This is a genomic window from Vogesella sp. XCS3, from assembly GCF_020616155.1.
Lineage (GTDB): Bacteria > Pseudomonadota > Gammaproteobacteria > Burkholderiales > Chromobacteriaceae > Vogesella.
In genome coordinates this window covers 3579093-3593756 of the sequence record NZ_CP085530.1, presented here as the reverse complement: position 1 = coordinate 3593756, position 14664 = coordinate 3579093, and the positions used below count along the sequence as shown (strand labels likewise).

General features: G+C 61.6%; 16 protein-coding genes. 12 read left to right on the top strand and 4 right to left on the bottom strand.

What is annotated here, in order from left to right:
* The first annotated feature begins 8 nt into the window (after window positions 1–8).
* The 4 genes from eat to LCH97_RS17195 all read left to right on the top strand — a co-directional run bounded on the left by eat (window position 9) and on the right by LCH97_RS17195 (window position 5313).
* On the top strand, window positions 9–1430 hold the full coding sequence (gene eat / locus LCH97_RS17210; protein WP_227302710.1) for an ethanolamine permease: 1422 nt from the start codon (window positions 9–11) through the stop codon (window positions 1428–1430).
* Window positions 1431–1473: 43 nt separating this feature from the next.
* Window positions 1474–2853, top strand: a complete 1380-nt coding sequence (locus LCH97_RS17205; protein ID WP_227302709.1) for an ethanolamine ammonia-lyase subunit EutB — start codon at window positions 1474–1476, stop codon at window positions 2851–2853.
* On the top strand, window positions 2850–3677 hold the full coding sequence (eutC, locus tag LCH97_RS17200) for an ethanolamine ammonia-lyase subunit EutC (RefSeq protein WP_227302708.1): 828 nt from the start codon (window positions 2850–2852) through the stop codon (window positions 3675–3677). The genes LCH97_RS17205 and eutC overlap by 4 nt, the downstream gene beginning before the upstream one ends.
* A gap of 226 nt (window positions 3678–3903) precedes the next feature.
* The gene (locus LCH97_RS17195) at window positions 3904–5313 is read left to right on the top strand and encodes a sodium:proton antiporter (protein ID WP_227302707.1); all 1410 of its coding nucleotides are present in this window, start codon (window positions 3904–3906) and stop codon (window positions 5311–5313) included.
* Window positions 5314–5407: 94 nt separating this feature from the next.
* Here LCH97_RS17195 and coq7 read toward each other — a convergent pair whose 3' ends face one another.
* On the bottom strand, window positions 5408–6028 hold the full coding sequence (gene coq7 / locus LCH97_RS17190; protein ID WP_026108177.1) for a 2-polyprenyl-3-methyl-6-methoxy-1,4-benzoquinone monooxygenase: 621 nt from the start codon (window positions 6026–6028) through the stop codon (window positions 5408–5410).
* A 109-nt stretch (window positions 6029–6137) separates the two neighbouring features.
* Here coq7 and ppa point away from each other — a divergent pair, with 109 nt between their 5' ends.
* Window positions 6138–6668, top strand: a complete 531-nt coding sequence (gene ppa, locus LCH97_RS17185) for an inorganic diphosphatase (protein ID WP_017510136.1) — start codon at window positions 6138–6140, stop codon at window positions 6666–6668.
* Between the two features lie 62 nt (window positions 6669–6730).
* Here the strand turns inward: ppa and LCH97_RS17180 are convergent, their stop codons facing one another.
* Window positions 6731–7285 carry a flavodoxin family protein gene (locus tag LCH97_RS17180; RefSeq protein ID WP_227302706.1) on the bottom strand — a complete coding sequence of 185 codons (555 nt, stop codon included), beginning with the start codon at window positions 7283–7285 and terminating at the stop codon, window positions 6731–6733.
* 234 nt (window positions 7286–7519) lie between these two features.
* Here LCH97_RS17180 and LCH97_RS17175 point away from each other — a divergent pair, with 234 nt between their 5' ends.
* Together LCH97_RS17175 and LCH97_RS17170 are read left to right on the top strand one after the other, a co-directional pair.
* Entirely contained in the window at window positions 7520–8410 is an 891-nt protein-coding gene (locus tag LCH97_RS17175; RefSeq protein ID WP_038298095.1) for a LysR family transcriptional regulator, read from the top strand.
* Between the two features lie 8 nt (window positions 8411–8418).
* A complete protein-coding gene (locus LCH97_RS17170; protein ID WP_227302705.1) occupies window positions 8419–9084 on the top strand; it encodes a hypothetical protein in 666 nt (221 codons plus the stop codon).
* A 47-nt stretch (window positions 9085–9131) separates the two neighbouring features.
* Here LCH97_RS17170 and LCH97_RS17165 read toward each other — a convergent pair whose 3' ends face one another.
* Window positions 9132–9710, bottom strand: coding sequence for a phasin family protein (locus LCH97_RS17165; RefSeq protein ID WP_227302704.1), 579 nt, complete (start codon window positions 9708–9710; stop codon window positions 9132–9134).
* 358 nt (window positions 9711–10068) lie between these two features.
* Here LCH97_RS17165 and minC point away from each other — a divergent pair, with 358 nt between their 5' ends.
* The 4 genes from minC to LCH97_RS17145 are packed head-to-tail and all read left to right on the top strand — an operon-like array spanning window position 10069 to window position 12843.
* The gene (gene minC, locus LCH97_RS17160; RefSeq protein WP_227302703.1) at window positions 10069–10797 is read left to right on the top strand and encodes a septum site-determining protein MinC; all 729 of its coding nucleotides are present in this window, start codon (window positions 10069–10071) and stop codon (window positions 10795–10797) included.
* 31 nt (window positions 10798–10828) lie between these two features.
* Entirely contained in the window at window positions 10829–11641 is an 813-nt protein-coding gene (minD, locus tag LCH97_RS17155) for a septum site-determining protein MinD (protein ID WP_017510130.1), read from the top strand.
* A 3-nt stretch (window positions 11642–11644) separates the two neighbouring features.
* Window positions 11645–11902: a cell division topological specificity factor MinE gene (gene minE / locus LCH97_RS17150; RefSeq protein ID WP_017510129.1), complete on the top strand. Its 258-nt coding sequence runs from the start codon at window positions 11645–11647 to the stop codon at window positions 11900–11902.
* Window positions 11903–11904: 2 nt separating this feature from the next.
* Complete coding sequence (locus LCH97_RS17145; RefSeq protein ID WP_227302702.1) at window positions 11905–12843, top strand: LysR substrate-binding domain-containing protein; 939 nt, start codon at window positions 11905–11907, stop codon at window positions 12841–12843.
* Between the two features lie 100 nt (window positions 12844–12943).
* Here LCH97_RS17145 and LCH97_RS17140 read toward each other — a convergent pair whose 3' ends face one another.
* Window positions 12944–14095, bottom strand: a complete 1152-nt coding sequence (locus LCH97_RS17140; protein ID WP_227302701.1) for a PLP-dependent aminotransferase family protein — start codon at window positions 14093–14095, stop codon at window positions 12944–12946.
* Window positions 14096–14174: 79 nt separating this feature from the next.
* Here LCH97_RS17140 and LCH97_RS17135 point away from each other — a divergent pair, with 79 nt between their 5' ends.
* Complete coding sequence (locus tag LCH97_RS17135; RefSeq protein WP_227302700.1) at window positions 14175–14612, top strand: MarR family winged helix-turn-helix transcriptional regulator; 438 nt, start codon at window positions 14175–14177, stop codon at window positions 14610–14612.
* Window positions 14613–14664: the final 52 nt, after the last annotated feature.

The following is a 14664-nucleotide window of genomic DNA, read 5'->3' as shown; positions in this document are numbered from 1 at the left end:
CCATCACAATGAGTACAAGCAACCATGGCCTGGCACGCAAGCTGGGCGGCTGGCAGCTCTGGGGCATCGCCGTCGGGCTGGTGATCTCGGGCGAATACTTTGGCTGGAGTTACGGCTGGGCACAGGCGGGTACGCTGGGCTTTCTGGTGACCACGCTGTTCGTGGCACTGATGTATACCGCCTTTATTTTCAGTTTTACCGAGCTCACCACCGCCATTCCGCACGCCGGTGGGCCGTTTGCCTACGCCCGTCGCGCCTTTGGCCCGGTGGGTGGCTTTGTGGCCGGTTTTGCCACGCTGTGCGAGTTCGTATTTGCGCCGCCGGCCATCGCGCTGGCCATCGGCGCTTACCTGAACGTGCAGTTCCCGGCGCTGGACGCCAAGTGGATCGCCTGCGGCGCTTACCTAGTGTTCATGACGCTGAACATTGTAGGGGTGAGCATTGCTGCCACCTTCGAGCTGTGCGTGACCTTGCTGGCCATCTTCGAGCTGCTGGTATTCATGGGCGTGGTGGCGCCGGGCTTTGACTGGGCCAACTTTACCGCCCACGGCTGGGCCGGTAGCGATGCCTTCAGCCTTACCGCCATCGGCGGCATCTTTGCCGCCATCCCGTTTGCCATCTGGTTCTTCCTGGCCATCGAGGGTGCCGCCATGGCCGCCGAAGAAGCGCGCGACCCGGTGCGTACCATCCCGCGCGCTTACATTGCCGGCATTCTGACCCTGGTCGCGCTGGCGCTGGGCGTGATGGTGATGGCCGGCGGCGTGGGAGACTGGCGCACACTGTCGAATATCAACGACCCGCTGCCGCAGGCAATGAAGGTGATCGTGGGCGGTGACAGCGGCTGGCTGCACATGCTGGTATGGCTGGGCCTGTTCGGCCTGATCGCCAGCTTCCACGGCATCATCATGGGCTACTCGCGCCAGATCTTTGCGTTGGCCCGAGCCGGCTACCTGCCACCGGCGCTGGCGGTGATCCATCCCCGCTTCAAAACCCCGCACCGCGCCATTCTGGCCGGCGGCGTGATCGGCATCGCGGCCATCTTCAGCGACAGCTTCATCCAGATCGGCGGCCTGCCGCTGACGGCCAACATCGTCACGCTGTCGGTGTTCGGCGCCATCGTGATGTACATCGTGTCCATGCTGTCGCTGTTCAAGCTACGCCGTAGCGAACCTGGCCTGGCCCGGCCCTACGCCGCGCCACTGTTCCCGCTGCTGCCAGCCATTGCACTAGGCTGCGCGCTGATCTGCCTGGCGGCACTGGTGTACTACAACACCCTGCTCACCGGCCTGTTCCTGGCCATTCTGGCTACCGGTTTTGCCTACTACCTGGCCACGCATAGCCAGCGCGCTGCCGCCGCGCACGACGTACTGCTGCACGGCGAAGCAAGCACGCCGGACGTGAAACCCGTGCTGGTCACCGAAGCATCCTGATACCCCGTGGAGGCAGGGCCGGCGCCGCCGGCCCTGAAGCAGCATGTACCAGATCACCATCGGCCCGCGCCGTTACCAGTTTGCCGACCTTAAAACCCTGCTGGCGCGTGCCTCGCCACTGCGCTCTGGCGACCTGCTGGCCGGCGTGACCGCCGCCAGCGCCGAGGAACGCGTGGCGGCGCGCTACTGCCTGGCCGACGTGCCACTGCGCGAGTTTCTGCAGCACGCCATCATCCCGTACGAGGAGGACGAGATCACCCGGCTGATTATCGACAGCCACGATGCCGCCGCCTTTGCCACAGTCAGCCACCTCACCGTGGGCGGTTTTCGCGACTGGCTGCTGTCGGACGCGGCCAACCCTGCCACCTTGGCCGCACTGGCGCCCGGGCTCACGCCGGAAATGGTGGCCGCCGTCAGCAAATTGATGCGCAATCAGGACCTGATTCTGGTGGCGCGCAAATGCCGCGTGGTCACCGCCTTTCGCAATACCCAGGGCCTGCCCGGCCACATGGGCGTACGCCTGCAGCCCAACCACCCCACCGACGACGCGCGCGGCATTGCTGCCGCCATGCTGGACGGGCTGCTATACGGCGCCGGCGACGCGGTGATCGGCATCAACCCGGCCACCGACAGCCCCCAGGCCATCCACACCATGCTGGCGATGATGGACGAGGTGCGCCTGCGTTACGCCATCCCCACGCAAAGCTGCGTGCTGACCCACGTTACCACCACGCTGGAGCTGATAAACCGCGGCGCGCCGGTGGACTTGGTGTTCCAGTCGGTAGCCGGTACCGAGCGCGCCAACAGCGGCTTCGGCATCAACCTGGCCGTACTGCAAGAAGCGCACGACGCCGCGCGCAGCCTGCAGCGCGGTACGGTGGGCGATAACGTGATGTACTTCGAAACCGGCCAGGGCAGCGCGCTGTCGGCCGGCGCGCACTGGGGCGCAGACCAGCAAACCTGCGAGGCCCGCGCCTACGCGGTGGCACGCCACTTCAGCCCGCTGCTGGTCAACACCGTGGTGGGTTTTATCGGGCCGGAGTACCTGTACGACGGCAAGCAGATCATCCGCGCCGGGCTGGAAGACCACTTCTGCGGCAAGCTGCTGGGCCTGCCCATGGGCTGCGACATCTGCTACACCAACCACGCCGAAGCCGACCAGGACGATATGGACACCCTGCTGACGCTGCTGGGCACCGCCGGCATTCATTTCATCATCGGCGTGCCCGGCGCCGACGACATCATGCTGGGCTACCAGAGCACCTCGTTCCACGACGCGCTATACCTGCGCGAGCTGCTGGGGCTGAAACGGGCGCCGGAATTCGAAGACTGGCTGGAAACCATGGCCATTACCCGCGGCGGCCGCCTGCAGGCGCACGGCCAGCAACCACCACTACTGGGCCTGATGGAGACCGTAGCATGAGCGTGATCCCTTTCCCCGGCCCGGCGGCCAACCCCGACACCATTACCGAAGACAGCTGGCAGGCGCTGGGCCAGCACACGGTGGCACGCATTGCGCTGGGCCGCGCCGGTGCCAGCCTGCCCACCCGCGAAACGCTGCGCTTTGCCTTGGCGCACGCCCAGGCACGCGACGCAGTGCATACTCCGCTGGATGGCGACACACTGGCCGCCACGCTGCAGCAGGCAGGCCACCGCGTGCTGCAGGTGCAGTCGGCTGCGGACAACCGTGCGCAGTACCTGCAGCGCCCCGACCTGGGCCGCCGGCTGCACGCCGACAGCCGCACGCAGCTGCTGGCACAGCAATCGGACGGCTGCGATGTGCTGTTCGTCGTCGGCGACGGGCTGTCCTCGCTGGCCACCGCCAGCCACGCCGCGCCGCTGCTGGCAGCCACGCGGCCTTATCTGGCCGACGCCGGGCTCAGCGTCGGCCCGGTCGTCATCGCCAGCCAGGCCCGCGTGGCGCTGGCCGACGACGCCGGCGAGTGCCTGCGCGCCCGGCTAGTGGTAATGCTGATCGGCGAGCGCCCCGGTTTGAGCTCACCGGACAGCCTGGGCGTCTACCTTACCAGCGCACCCAAGGTTGGCCGCATGGACTCGGAGCGCAACTGCATTTCCAATGTGCGCCCGGCCGGCCTGCCCTACCCGCTGGCCGCGTTCAAGCTGGCGTGGCTGATCCGTGCTGCCTTGCAGCAAGGCAGCGGTGTGGCGCTGAAAGACGGCAGCGCCGCCGAGCCCGGCTGGGCGGCACTGCTGGCCGGCACCCAGCCAAGCACACTGCCAGCCTGATACTCCCCACCACCCGCACACGGCACCGCTTTCGCACGCGGTGCCGTTTTGCTTGGCAGATCAGCTGTTTACATTCTGCAACAGCAAGGGGAAAGCCCCGATAGCCCAGCCAGTGGCAGATGCTGGTAAACTGCCGCGCTTCCGGTTACCCCTGACAGAGCAAACCATAAAGGACGACGCATCCGGCGCCGGAACGGGCAGCGTCACCGACAACACAGGATTCACCATGAACCTCTCCCGTCTGCCGCACTTGCTGGCCGGCGCCCTGCTGCTGTTACCTGCGTTTGCGCAGGCCAGCATCAACGGCGGCGAGCTGGCCATTGCCTGGGCACTGCCGTTTGCCGGCATGCTGCTGTCCATCGCCTTGTTACCGCTGTTGGCGGCCAACCTCTGGCACCACCACTTCGGCAAAATTGCCGCCATGTGGTCGCTGCTATTCATCGTGCCGTTTGCCGCCAGTCACGGGCTGGGCAGCACAGCTTACGAAATGGCCCACACCCTGGTGCTGGAATACGTGCCGTTCATCATTCTGCTGGTATCGCTGTTTACCGTCGCCGGCGGCATCTACCTGCGTGGCAACCTGCACGGCTCGCCGCTGCTGAATACCGGTTTCCTCGGCATCGGCACGCTGCTGGCCAGCTTTACCGGCACCACCGGCGCCGCCATGCTGCTGATCCGCCCGCTGCTGCGCGCCAACGATAACCGTCGCTACAAGACGCACGTGTTCGTGTTCTTCATCTTCCTGGTGGCCAATATCGGCGGCTCGCTGACACCGCTGGGTGACCCGCCGCTGTTTCTGGGCTTCCTGAAAGGCGTGGGTTTTGGCTGGACCATGGTGCACATGCTGGCACCAATGGCGCTGGCCAGCGCCATTTTGCTGGCGGTGTTCTACCTGCTGGACCGCCACTACTACCACAAGGAAGACGACCTGCCGCCGCTGCCGGACCCGACACCAGACTCGCGCGTCAGCATTGAAGGCAAGGTGAACTTTGCGTTGCTGGGCGGCATTGTCGGCGCCGTGCTGCTGTCCGGCCTGTGGAAACCCGGCATCAGCTGGCAGATTGGCGGGCTGGATATCGAACTGCAGAACGTGGTGCGCGACATCCTGCTGCTGGCGGTGACACTGCTGTCGCTCAAGCTCACTCCGGGCCGCTGCCGCCAGGCCAACGCCTTCAACTGGGGGCCGATGCTGGAGGTGGCCAAGCTGTTCGCCGCCATCTTCATCACCATGATTCCGGTGCTGGCCATGCTGAAAGCCGGTAAGGCCGGTGCTTTTGCCGAGCTGGTGTCCATGGTAACCACCCCCGATGGTGCCCCGGTGAACGGTGCCTATTTCTGGCTTACCGGCGCGCTGTCCAGCTTCCTGGATAACGCCCCCACCTACCTGGTGTTCTTCAACCTGGCCGGTGGCGATGCCCAACAGCTGATGGGCCCTGGCGCCAACACCCTGATGGCGATCTCGATGGGTGCGGTGTTCATGGGTGCCAACAGCTATATCGGTAACGCGCCCAACTTCATGGTGAAAGCCATCGTGGAAGAACGCGGCGTGGCCATGCCCAGCTTCTTTGCCTACATTGGCTGGGCCTGCCTGTTCCTGATTCCTACTTTTGTGCTGCTGACTTTCGTGTTCTTCTGAGCATGCGCGGCCAACCTTGGGGTTGGCCGCAAAGTTGGCCGCAACAAAAAAGCCCGCGACTGCGGGCTTTTTTGTTGGCTGCGACGGCAGGCAGCTACACACGGTAACTGGTGGCCGTCATCACCTTGGCGGTGAGCTTCATCAGCCCCTTTACCGGCAGCGGCAGCGCTGCGGCGCCAAAGTCATGCGCCATGTCGGCGTGCTTGAGCTCGTCGTCGCGCATCTGCGCCACGATGGCGCGGCTCTTGGCGTCCTGGTCTGGCAGCTGTTGCAGGTGGCTATCCAGATGCGCACCGACCTGTTTCTCGGTTTCCTCCAGAAAACCCAAATTCCACTTGTCACCCAGCAGGCCGGCGGTGACGCCAATAGCCAGCGAGCCGGTATACCACACCGGGCCCAGCAGGCTGGGGCGGCCACCCAGCTCGCGGATGCGCTGCTCGGTCCAGGCCAGGTGTTCTACCTCTTCAAACGCCGCGTGGCGCAAGGCGTCGCGCGCCGCCGGGTTGCGTGCCGTCAGCGCCTGGCCCTGGTACAAGGCCTGCGCGCACACCTCGCCGCAGTGGTTCACACGCATCAGGCCGATGGTGTGTTGTTTTTCCTCTGCCGTCAGCTCGGCCTCTGCTACCGCGTGGTCCGGGCGGGGGCGGCTGCTCACTGCCGGCGCAAACAGCGTGCGCAGGCCACGGTCGAATTCTGTAATCAGTTTGTCTAGCATCATGCTGGCTTATGGCAGTCATCAATAGTGGCGATTATACCTTGCCGGTGCTGCTGTTATAATCCCGTGGTTTGTTTCAATCGACCCTACCCTAACAAGGACACCGCGTATGAATATCGACCTGATCAGCCCGGGCAAGGACATGCCTAACGACATCAACGTTGTGATCGAGATCTCCGCCAACAGCGCACCGATCAAATACGAATTCGACAAAGAAACCGGCGCCCTGTGTGTAGACCGTTTCATGGGCACCTCCATGTTCTACCCGGCCAACTACGGCTTTGTACCGCAAACCATCGCTGGTGACGGCGACCCGGTAGACGTGCTGGTTGTCACCCCGTTCCCGCTGCCACCAGGCGTGCTGATCCGTGTACGCGCCCTGGGCCTGATCAAGATGGAAGACGACGGCGGCGTGGATGCCAAGCTGATCGCCGTGCCGGTAGAAAAACTGTGCCCGATGTACAAGGACATCCAGAAACTGGAAGACCTGCCACAGCTGCTGCGCGACCAGATGGTGCACTTCTTCGAGCACTACAAAGATCTGGAAAAAGGCAAATGGGTAAAAATCAACGGCTGGGGCACGCTGGAAGACGCTACCCGCGAGCTGAACGAAGGTATCGAGCGCGCCAAGCAAGGCTAAGCCTGCCGCTGCACGCAAAAAAGCCGGGTTATCCCGGCTTTTTTATTGTCTGTATCAGAGCATCAGGCGCCGCGCTTGAACTGTGCTGCCTTTTGCGCCAGGCGCGCACCAAACAGGCGGGCGGTTTCCAGGTCGGCCGCATCCGGCGTCACGTCGGCGGGCGCATTGTCGGTGCGCGTCATCAGGCCAAGGGAGCTGCCATAGCGGTTGATATCGCTGCCGACAGTACCGCCCGGCATCAGGCCTGTGCCTACCCAGATCATGCTATGCTGGGCGGCAAAGACAGACAGTTGCTGCAGCGTGTTCAGCTTGTCGCCACTCGGGCTGTTGGACACGGTAAAACCGCCTGCAATCTTGTCTTTCCAGCCCTGGCTGTACCACACCTTGGCGCTGGCATCCATGAAGGCTTTGAACGGTGCCGATACGCTGCCCATATAAGTGGGGGCACCAAATACGATAGCGTCGAATGCGCCCAGCTCGTCAATGCGGGCAGTGGCCTCGTCTGCATTGAACAGCACCACCTCGGCGTAGGCGCGCGCGCCCTCGGCCACGTGTTCTGCCACCTTGGCGGTATGGCCATAACCACTGTGATAAACAACGGCAAGCTTGGTAGTCATCGCATTTCCTCTATATAGATAGAACGAAGTCATAGTGTGGCAATGCCAGTAGCCCGGCAGGCCAGCAGCACGCTAGTTCAGAAAATCTGGCAATAGCAAAGTGGCCGTGCCAATATCAAAAATGGCTGATAAACCAATGCTTTGTACTGCAGCAAACTGTGAATGGCAGTATATTGCTGAGCCGGTGATGGATATAGCGTAACTTTCTGACACTTTTTTTCAGATATTCTGAAGATGAAACTCTCTCTCGATGCCCTGATGGTGCTAGACGCCATCGACCGCCGTGGCAGCTTTGCCGCTGCTGCAGAAGAGCTATACCGCGTACCTTCTGCCATCACTTACAGTGTGCAAAAGCTGGAGCAAGACCTGAACGTGCAGCTGTTTGACCGCAGCGGCCACAAAGCCAGGCTGACGTCTACCGGCGAGCTGCTACTGAAGGAAGGCCGGTCGTTGCTGGACTCGGCGGCCATGATAGAAAGCCGCGTCAAAACGCACGCCACCGGCTGGGAGGGCGAGCTGCGTATCGCCATGTCAGACCTGCTGTTTTTTGATGATGTGCTGCTGTTACTGGAAGAGTTCAACCAGCTAGAGGCGGATACCGAGCTGCGCATCACGCGCGAGGTATTTGGCGGCACTTGGGACGCTCTGGTGGACGGCCGAGCCGATCTGGCGATAGGTGCCACAGAAAACAGCCAGGGCGGGGTATTCCAGACCCGCAGCATGGGTAAGACCAAGTTTGTCTTCTGCGTAGCACCCGATCACCCGCTGGCGCAGGCAGAAGAACCGATACCGCAGCATCTGATACGGCGTTATCGTGTGGCAGTGGCGGCAGATACATCACGCAGTTTGCCGCCGCGTAGCGTTTCGATACAAGAAGGTCAAAGCCGTCTGACAGTCGCCACAGTAGAAGACAAAATTGCTGTTCAACGCGCCGGCCTTGGGGTAGGTTTCCTGCCACTTTGCCGCATCCATGACGATGTTGCTGCCGGCCGCCTGGTGATCAAGGAAGTAGAAGAAAAGCGCGCGCCAGTCCAGCTGCACTACGCATGGAAAGAAAGCCAGCCCGGCCAGGCCCTGGGGTGGTTCATCAAGCGGCTGCAGACATTCGAATGGAAACTTAACTAGCCGCTACCATGCCTGTACCCTGTCATGACCGCGACACGCTGCTTCACCGCCTGCCCGCAGAACACGCTGCCCTCTGCGCGCCGCAAGGCCATGACACGTTTATCTGGCAAGGCATCACGCTGCATTGCCGCCCACTGCCACTGGGCGACAGCCAGCCCGCCGACCACCTTGAGCTATGCCTGCTCTGGCAGCCCTTGCCGCAATCCCCCACCGCCCTGCTGGTAGCAGGCGCCGCGACCAGCCACCAGCAATGCCAACCCTTGCTGCAGGCGCTGGCCGGCCCGGATCAGCCTTGGCTGTACTGCGGCCCGCTAGGCGCGGCAGGCCTGTGCAAACGTGTATTTGACAGCCTGTTTTATCTAGCCGGCCCGGCGCTGGCACAACACGCCAGCCAGCAGCAAGGCGCCGCTATCCAGATAGACTGGCTTGGCCTGGTACGCCAACAGCAACAGCTGGCAGATAAGCTAGCAGCCTTGTGCCGGCATTACCTGGCACAACATGGCGTACACCAGCTGCCAGCCGACTCAGATAGTGTACTGAACCGTTTCCGCCAGCCACCGCAGCAGCAAGCCCACTATGCCCTGACGCTAGCCACCCTGCTGGCGCTAGCCCTGGAGCTGGGCGAGCCCGCCAGAAAGCTATTCGACAGCCTGCTGCCACAAACAGGTACATAAATGAAAAAGCCCGCCGAAGCGGGCTTTTTTCATGCAGCGCCGGGTAATCAGGCAGCTGGGGAAGCCGGGGTCTTGCGAGCGCGGCTTACTGCAGCAGTAGCTGCTTTGGCCGAAGTTTCGGCAGCTTCTACGCTGGCTTCGGCAAACTCGGAGCCAACTTTCTTGGCGGTTTTGGAAGCATTTTCGAATGCAGTGCTGCTGGAGGTCACCAGGTTTTTCAGGGCCTGAACAGCAGGCTCGGAACCAGCCGGTGCGTTTTTGGCAAAACGGTCCAGTACATCCAGTACCTGCTTGTTGGTTTCGGCAACTTGCTCTTCCACAAAGGAAGTCAGCTCGGTCTGGGTCACCAAGGTAGCGTCGTACACTTCGCGGGCGGTAGTCAGCGCTTTGTCCAGGCTAGGCTGGGCCAGACCGGCTTGAAATTCAGCGAAGGCTTTCGGGTCCTTGATGGCGGACAGCTGTTTCAGGGTTTCAGCGTTGGCAGCCAGCAGCTTGCGGGAAATTTCCAGCTGCAGGTTGGTCAGGCGCTCGGCGCTGGACAGGAAAATGGAAGACAGGCGAACGGCTTTATCAAACTGTGCCTGACCGAAAGCGGAAAATTCTTGTGCGTTGGTAAACATGGACATGATCCTTTTCGAATGTGAGAACTCAGCAGCAAAACCGTCGTTTAGTCTCGTTGCTGCATTGCAGCAATACGGATTGTATATTGCAGTGCAGCAAAGTCAAGCAGATCTGCACCTGCACTGCACCTAAGACACTCTTTTTACAACAGCTTTTATCGCATCATGGCCTTCAGAAATGACAATAAGGTTAAATGCCGAGCCCGCCAAACACCCAGCCAGACCCATAAGGCAGAAAACGCCACAGGCAGTTTTGCGTTTTGCCGTCAGGGTGCACGATTCTGTCATGCATGCGTTGAAAGGCTGCCGCCAAAGCTTTACACTCCGGTGATAAATTAAATCTATCCGGTAGCGAAGCCACACAATGAGCCCTGCGGCCAACCTTTTTGATATCAAATCTGCCAGCCTGGACTTGCTGGCAGTACTGTTGCGCAGCGGTGACTGCGCACAGCTTGAGGCGGCTCTGGAAGCCCGCTTTGGCAACAAGATCGACGCCACGCAAAGCGAAGCTTTTCTGCTGGATCTGGACGCCATCGACGCCCCGGGCAGCCTGGACCTGGACCAGATCCGCGCGCTGTTCCTCGCCAAAGGCATTCGCATTATTGCCCTGCGCCATCGCGATATGGCCGTGGCCGAAATCGCGCGCCAGCATGGCCTGGCCTACGTCAATACCAGTGCCAGCCCACGTAGCGAGCTGTCGCTGCCAGCCGCCAGCGAGCCACCACCGCCCGCCGCACCGGCGGCGGCCCCTGCGCCGGCCACCACCCTGATCGTGGATCGCCCGGTACGCGCCGGCCAGCAGATCTACGCCAAAGGGGGAGATCTGGTCGTGCTGGCCACGGTGAATGTCGGCGCCGAGCTGATTGCCGATGGCAGCATTCATGTCTATGCCCCCATGCGTGGCCGAGCCCTGGCCGGTGCGCGTGGTAATACCCAGGCGCGCATCTTTGTACAAGGCATGCAAGCCGAGCTGGTTTCCATTGCCGGTGTCTATCGCACCATCGAGCAGGCACTGCCCGACAGCATCCAGGGCAAACCGACCCAAATCTATCTAGAAAACGAGCGCCTCGTCATGACGGCGCTTGGCGAATAACACGAATCACGACGACGCAAGGAAGACCATCGTGGCAAAAATCATTGTTGTTACCTCCGGCAAAGGCGGTGTGGGCAAGACCACCACCAGCGCCAGTTTCGCATCCGGCCTGGCCCTGCGTGGCCACAAAACCGCGGTTATCGACTTCGACGTCGGCTTGCGTAACCTGGACTTGATCATGGGCTGCGAACGCCGCGTGGTATACGATCTGATCAATGTGATCAATGGCGAAGCCACACTGAACCAGACGCTGATCAAGGACAAGCACTGCGACAACCTGTACGTGATGCCGGCCTCGCAAACCCGCGACAAAGACTCCCTCACCGAAGAGGGCGTGGAAAAAGTCCTCAAAGAAATGGGCGACATGGGCTTTGAGTACATTGTGTGCGACTCGCCGGCCGGTATCGAAAAAGGCGCGCTGCTGGCGCTGCTGTTTGCCGATGAAGCCGTGGTGGTAACCAACCCGGAAGTCTCGTCGGTACGAGACTCCGACCGCATCCTGGGGATTTTGTCGTCCAAATCCCGCCGCGCCATCGAAGGCCGCGAGCCGGTAAAAGAACACCTGCTGATTACCCGCTATTCCCCTAGCCGCGTGGACAAGGGCGAAATGCTGTCGGTGGACGATGTAAAAGAGATCCTGCGCGTGAACCTGATCGGAGTGATCCCGGAATCGCAGGCCATTCTGCAAGCCTCGAACTCCGGCACCCCGGCCATTCACCTGAAGGGTAGCGACGCGGCCGAAGCTTACGCCGACGTGGTTGCCCGTTTCCTGGGCGAAGACCGCCCTATGCGCTTCCTTGAAGCCGAAAAGATCGGCTTCCTCAAGCGCCTGTTCGGAGGCTAAGCCATGTCCCTGATCGATATGATTTTTGGCAAACGCCAGAAAACCGCCTCCATCGCACGCGAACGTCTGCAGATCATCCTGGCGCACGAACGCAACGGCCGTAGCGCGCCAGACTACCTGCCCGCGCTGCAGCGCGAACTGATGGAGGTAATCTCCAAGTATGTCTCGGTAAACCTGGATGACATCAAGGTACAGGTAGAACGCCAGGACGACTTCGAGGTTCTGGAAGTCAACATCGTGCTGCCGGAACACCAGCGCTAATCATGACCCTTACCGAACTGCGTTATATCGTGGCAGTGGCGCGCGAGCGCCACTTTGGCCGCGCGGCGCAAAGCTGCTTTGTCAGCCAGCCCACGCTGTCCATCGCCATCAAGAAGCTGGAAGACGAGCTGGGCGTGACGCTGTTTGAGCGCGGCGGGCAAGAGGTGTCTGTCACCGAAATCGGCGAGCGCATCATCGAGCAGTCGCAGCGCGTGCTGGAAGAGGCCGAAACCGTGAAACGGCTAGCCGGCGAGCACCAGAACGAGCTGGCCGGGCCGCTGAAGCTGGGGGTGATCTTCACCATCAGCCCCTACCTGCTGCCGCGGCTGATCCCGGCGCTGCGCATCCTGGCGCCGGACATGCCGCTGATCCTGGAAGAAAACTACACCTCGCGCCTGGCCGAAATGCTCAAGCGCGGTGAAGTGGACGCCATCATCGTAGCCGACCCCTTCGACGAGCCCGGTACCGAAGCCTACCCGCTGTACGACGAACCCTTCATGGTGGCTACACCCAAGGGCCACCCATGGGAAAAGCGTGAGCGTATCCAGGCCTGCGACCTGCGCGAGGAGAGCGTGCTGCTGCTATCGCAGGGTAACTGCTTCCGCGACCAGGTGCTGCAAGCGTGCAGCGAAGTGGCCAGCAAGCAGTACCAGAGCAATAGCCTGGCATCGATGGTACAAGGCAGCTCGCTGAACACTATCCGCCACATGGTAGCCAGTGGCATGGGCGTCACCGTGTTACCGGCTACCTCGGTGTCGCCTGCCGATGAAGGCCTGCTGTCGGTGATACCGTTCCAGGCACCGGCGCCACAGCGCCGCGTGATGCTGGTAACGCGCCGCCAGTTCTTCCGCAAAAAAGCCATCGAAACACTGCAGCAAGCGGTATTCCGCTCCGGCCTGCCCGGCGTCACCATGCTGGAAGACAACGCCATCAGCGCCTGAATCGCACCCGCAGGCTCAGATGCAACAAGGCCGCCAGGCATGCCTGGCGGCCTTGTGTCTTTACCAGCCAAGGTTGGCCGCAACCAACCCTGCCCAATACTTACTGCGCGGCGCGAATCACGCCAGCCAGGCGCTTGATGCCTTCTTCGATGCGCTCTGGCGAGGCGTGGCTGAAGTTCAGGCGCAGGTGGCCGATACCTTCTTCCGGCTGGGAGTAAAACGCCTCGCCCGGCATGAAGGCCACATTATTTTCTTCCAGCGCCACTTTCAGCAGCGGGCGAGTGTCGCGTGGCTGCTTCAGTTTGAGCCAGAAGAACAGGCCACCTTGCGGTACCAGCCAGTCGGCCAGGTCGGCAAAGTGGGTTTCCAGCGCGGTTTGCATGGCGTCGCGGCCAACCTTGTAGCTTTGCTGCAGCTCTTTGAGGTGGCCAACGTAGTCGCCGCTGTTCAGCCACTGGGTGTTGAACCACTGGCCCAGGCGGTTGGTGTGCAGGTCGGCAGCCTGTTTCAGCTTCAGCAGGTAAGGCATCAGCTCGGGCGAAGCCACCATGTAACCGATACGCAGGCCTGGCGCCAGCGTTTTGGAGAAGGAACCACAGTAGATCCACGGCGCTTTTTTCAGGTGCGTTACCAGTGGGCGCGGGGCTTCGCCATCGTAAGACAACGCGCGGTACGGGTCATCCTCGATCACCGGCATGTTGGCCGCATCAATCACCTCGGCCAGGCCGCGGCGGGTTTCTTCGCTATAGCACGCACCAGACGGGTTCTGGAACGACGGAATCAGGTAGGCCAGTTTGGCCTGGCTGGCGGCAATCGCCTCGGCCAGCTTGGCTGGCGGCAGCTGGCCCTGCTCTTGTTGTACGGTAGTAATGTCGGCGCCAAACAGCTTGAATACCTGCAGTGCAGCCAGGTAAGTCGGGCCTTCGGTAATCACCGGGGTGTGCGGATCGATGAACAGCTTGGCTGCCAGATCCAGCGCCTGCTGGCTACCGGACAGCACCAACACCTGCGAAGCATCGATATCCAGGCCGATACGCGCCAGCTCCTGTACGATGGCGGCGCGGAATTCCGGCTCGCCTTCGCTGGTGCCGTACTGCGCCAGATGTGGCGGTACGCCACTGAAATCCAGCTTGGGCAAACAGTCTGCCGCAGGCAGGCCACCGGCAAACGAAATCACCTCCGGGCGCTGTGCAGCGGCGAGAATCTCGCGGATCAGCGAGCCGGACAGGCGTTCGATGCGTTCTGAAAACATGTTACTCTCCTTGGCAGACACGTATTGTTTTTAGTCAAATTGTTTGACCAAATTAACGCTTTGTGACGAGCACGTCAACATGAATTCCACCCCCACAAACACATTGTTACGCGATGCGATGAAGGCGTTTTTTCATGCCTATCAGGCCTTTACCGACAAGCCGGACGAAATGCTGGCCAAACGCGGCCTGGCACGCGTGCACCACCGCATCCTGTTTTTTGTGGCGCTACACCCCGGGCTGTCGGTAAAAGACCTGCTGGCCTGTCTGGGCGTGACCAAACAGGCCATCAATATTCCGTTACGCCAGCTGATGGAAATGGATCTGGTAGAAGCCGGCACCGCCGAGCACGACAAGCGCGTGAAAGAACTGCGCCTGACCGAAGAAGGCCGCAAGCTGGAAGAAGCCCTGCATCGCGAGCAGGCGCGCCTGCTGCTGCAGGCCTTTGGCGAAGCCGGCCAGCAAGCCACCGAAGGCTGGCTGAAGGTAAACCAGGTCATGGCCCGCCCGCAAACCTGAGCGGCCAACCCGCTGGCTACCGCGCCAGCCACCCTGCACGACTCCCACTACT

Bases quoted from the DNA above. Each gene is read 5' to 3' on its own strand.
- minC (WP_227302703.1), top strand. From the start codon at position 10,069: ATGAGCCCTGCGGCCAACCTTTTTGATATCAAATCTGCCAGCCTGGAC.
- LCH97_RS17195 (WP_227302707.1), top strand. From the start codon at position 3,904: ATGAACCTCTCCCGTCTGCCGCACTTGCTGGCCGGCGCCCTGCTGCTG.
- minE (WP_017510129.1), top strand. From the start codon at position 11,645: ATGTCCCTGATCGATATGATTTTTGGCAAACGCCAGAAAACCGCCTCC.
- LCH97_RS17180 (WP_227302706.1), bottom strand. From the start codon at position 7,285: ATGACTACCAAGCTTGCCGTTGTTTATCACAGTGGTTATGGCCATACC.
- LCH97_RS17140 (WP_227302701.1), bottom strand. From the start codon at position 14,095: ATGTTTTCAGAACGCATCGAACGCCTGTCCGGCTCGCTGATCCGCGAG.
- LCH97_RS17165 (WP_227302704.1), bottom strand. From the start codon at position 9,710: ATGTCCATGTTTACCAACGCACAAGAATTTTCCGCTTTCGGTCAGGCA.
- LCH97_RS17205 (WP_227302709.1), top strand. From the start codon at position 1,474: ATGTACCAGATCACCATCGGCCCGCGCCGTTACCAGTTTGCCGACCTT.
- LCH97_RS17135 (WP_227302700.1), top strand. From the start codon at position 14,175: ATGAATTCCACCCCCACAAACACATTGTTACGCGATGCGATGAAGGCG.
- LCH97_RS17145 (WP_227302702.1), top strand. From the start codon at position 11,905: ATGACCCTTACCGAACTGCGTTATATCGTGGCAGTGGCGCGCGAGCGC.
- eutC (WP_227302708.1), top strand. From the start codon at position 2,850: ATGAGCGTGATCCCTTTCCCCGGCCCGGCGGCCAACCCCGACACCATT.
- LCH97_RS17170 (WP_227302705.1), top strand. From the start codon at position 8,419: ATGCCTGTACCCTGTCATGACCGCGACACGCTGCTTCACCGCCTGCCC.
- eat (WP_227302710.1), top strand. From the start codon at position 9: ATGAGTACAAGCAACCATGGCCTGGCACGCAAGCTGGGCGGCTGGCAG.
- coq7 (WP_026108177.1), bottom strand. From the start codon at position 6,028: ATGCTAGACAAACTGATTACAGAATTCGACCGTGGCCTGCGCACGCTG.
- ppa (WP_017510136.1), top strand. From the start codon at position 6,138: ATGAATATCGACCTGATCAGCCCGGGCAAGGACATGCCTAACGACATC.
- LCH97_RS17175 (WP_038298095.1), top strand. From the start codon at position 7,520: ATGAAACTCTCTCTCGATGCCCTGATGGTGCTAGACGCCATCGACCGC.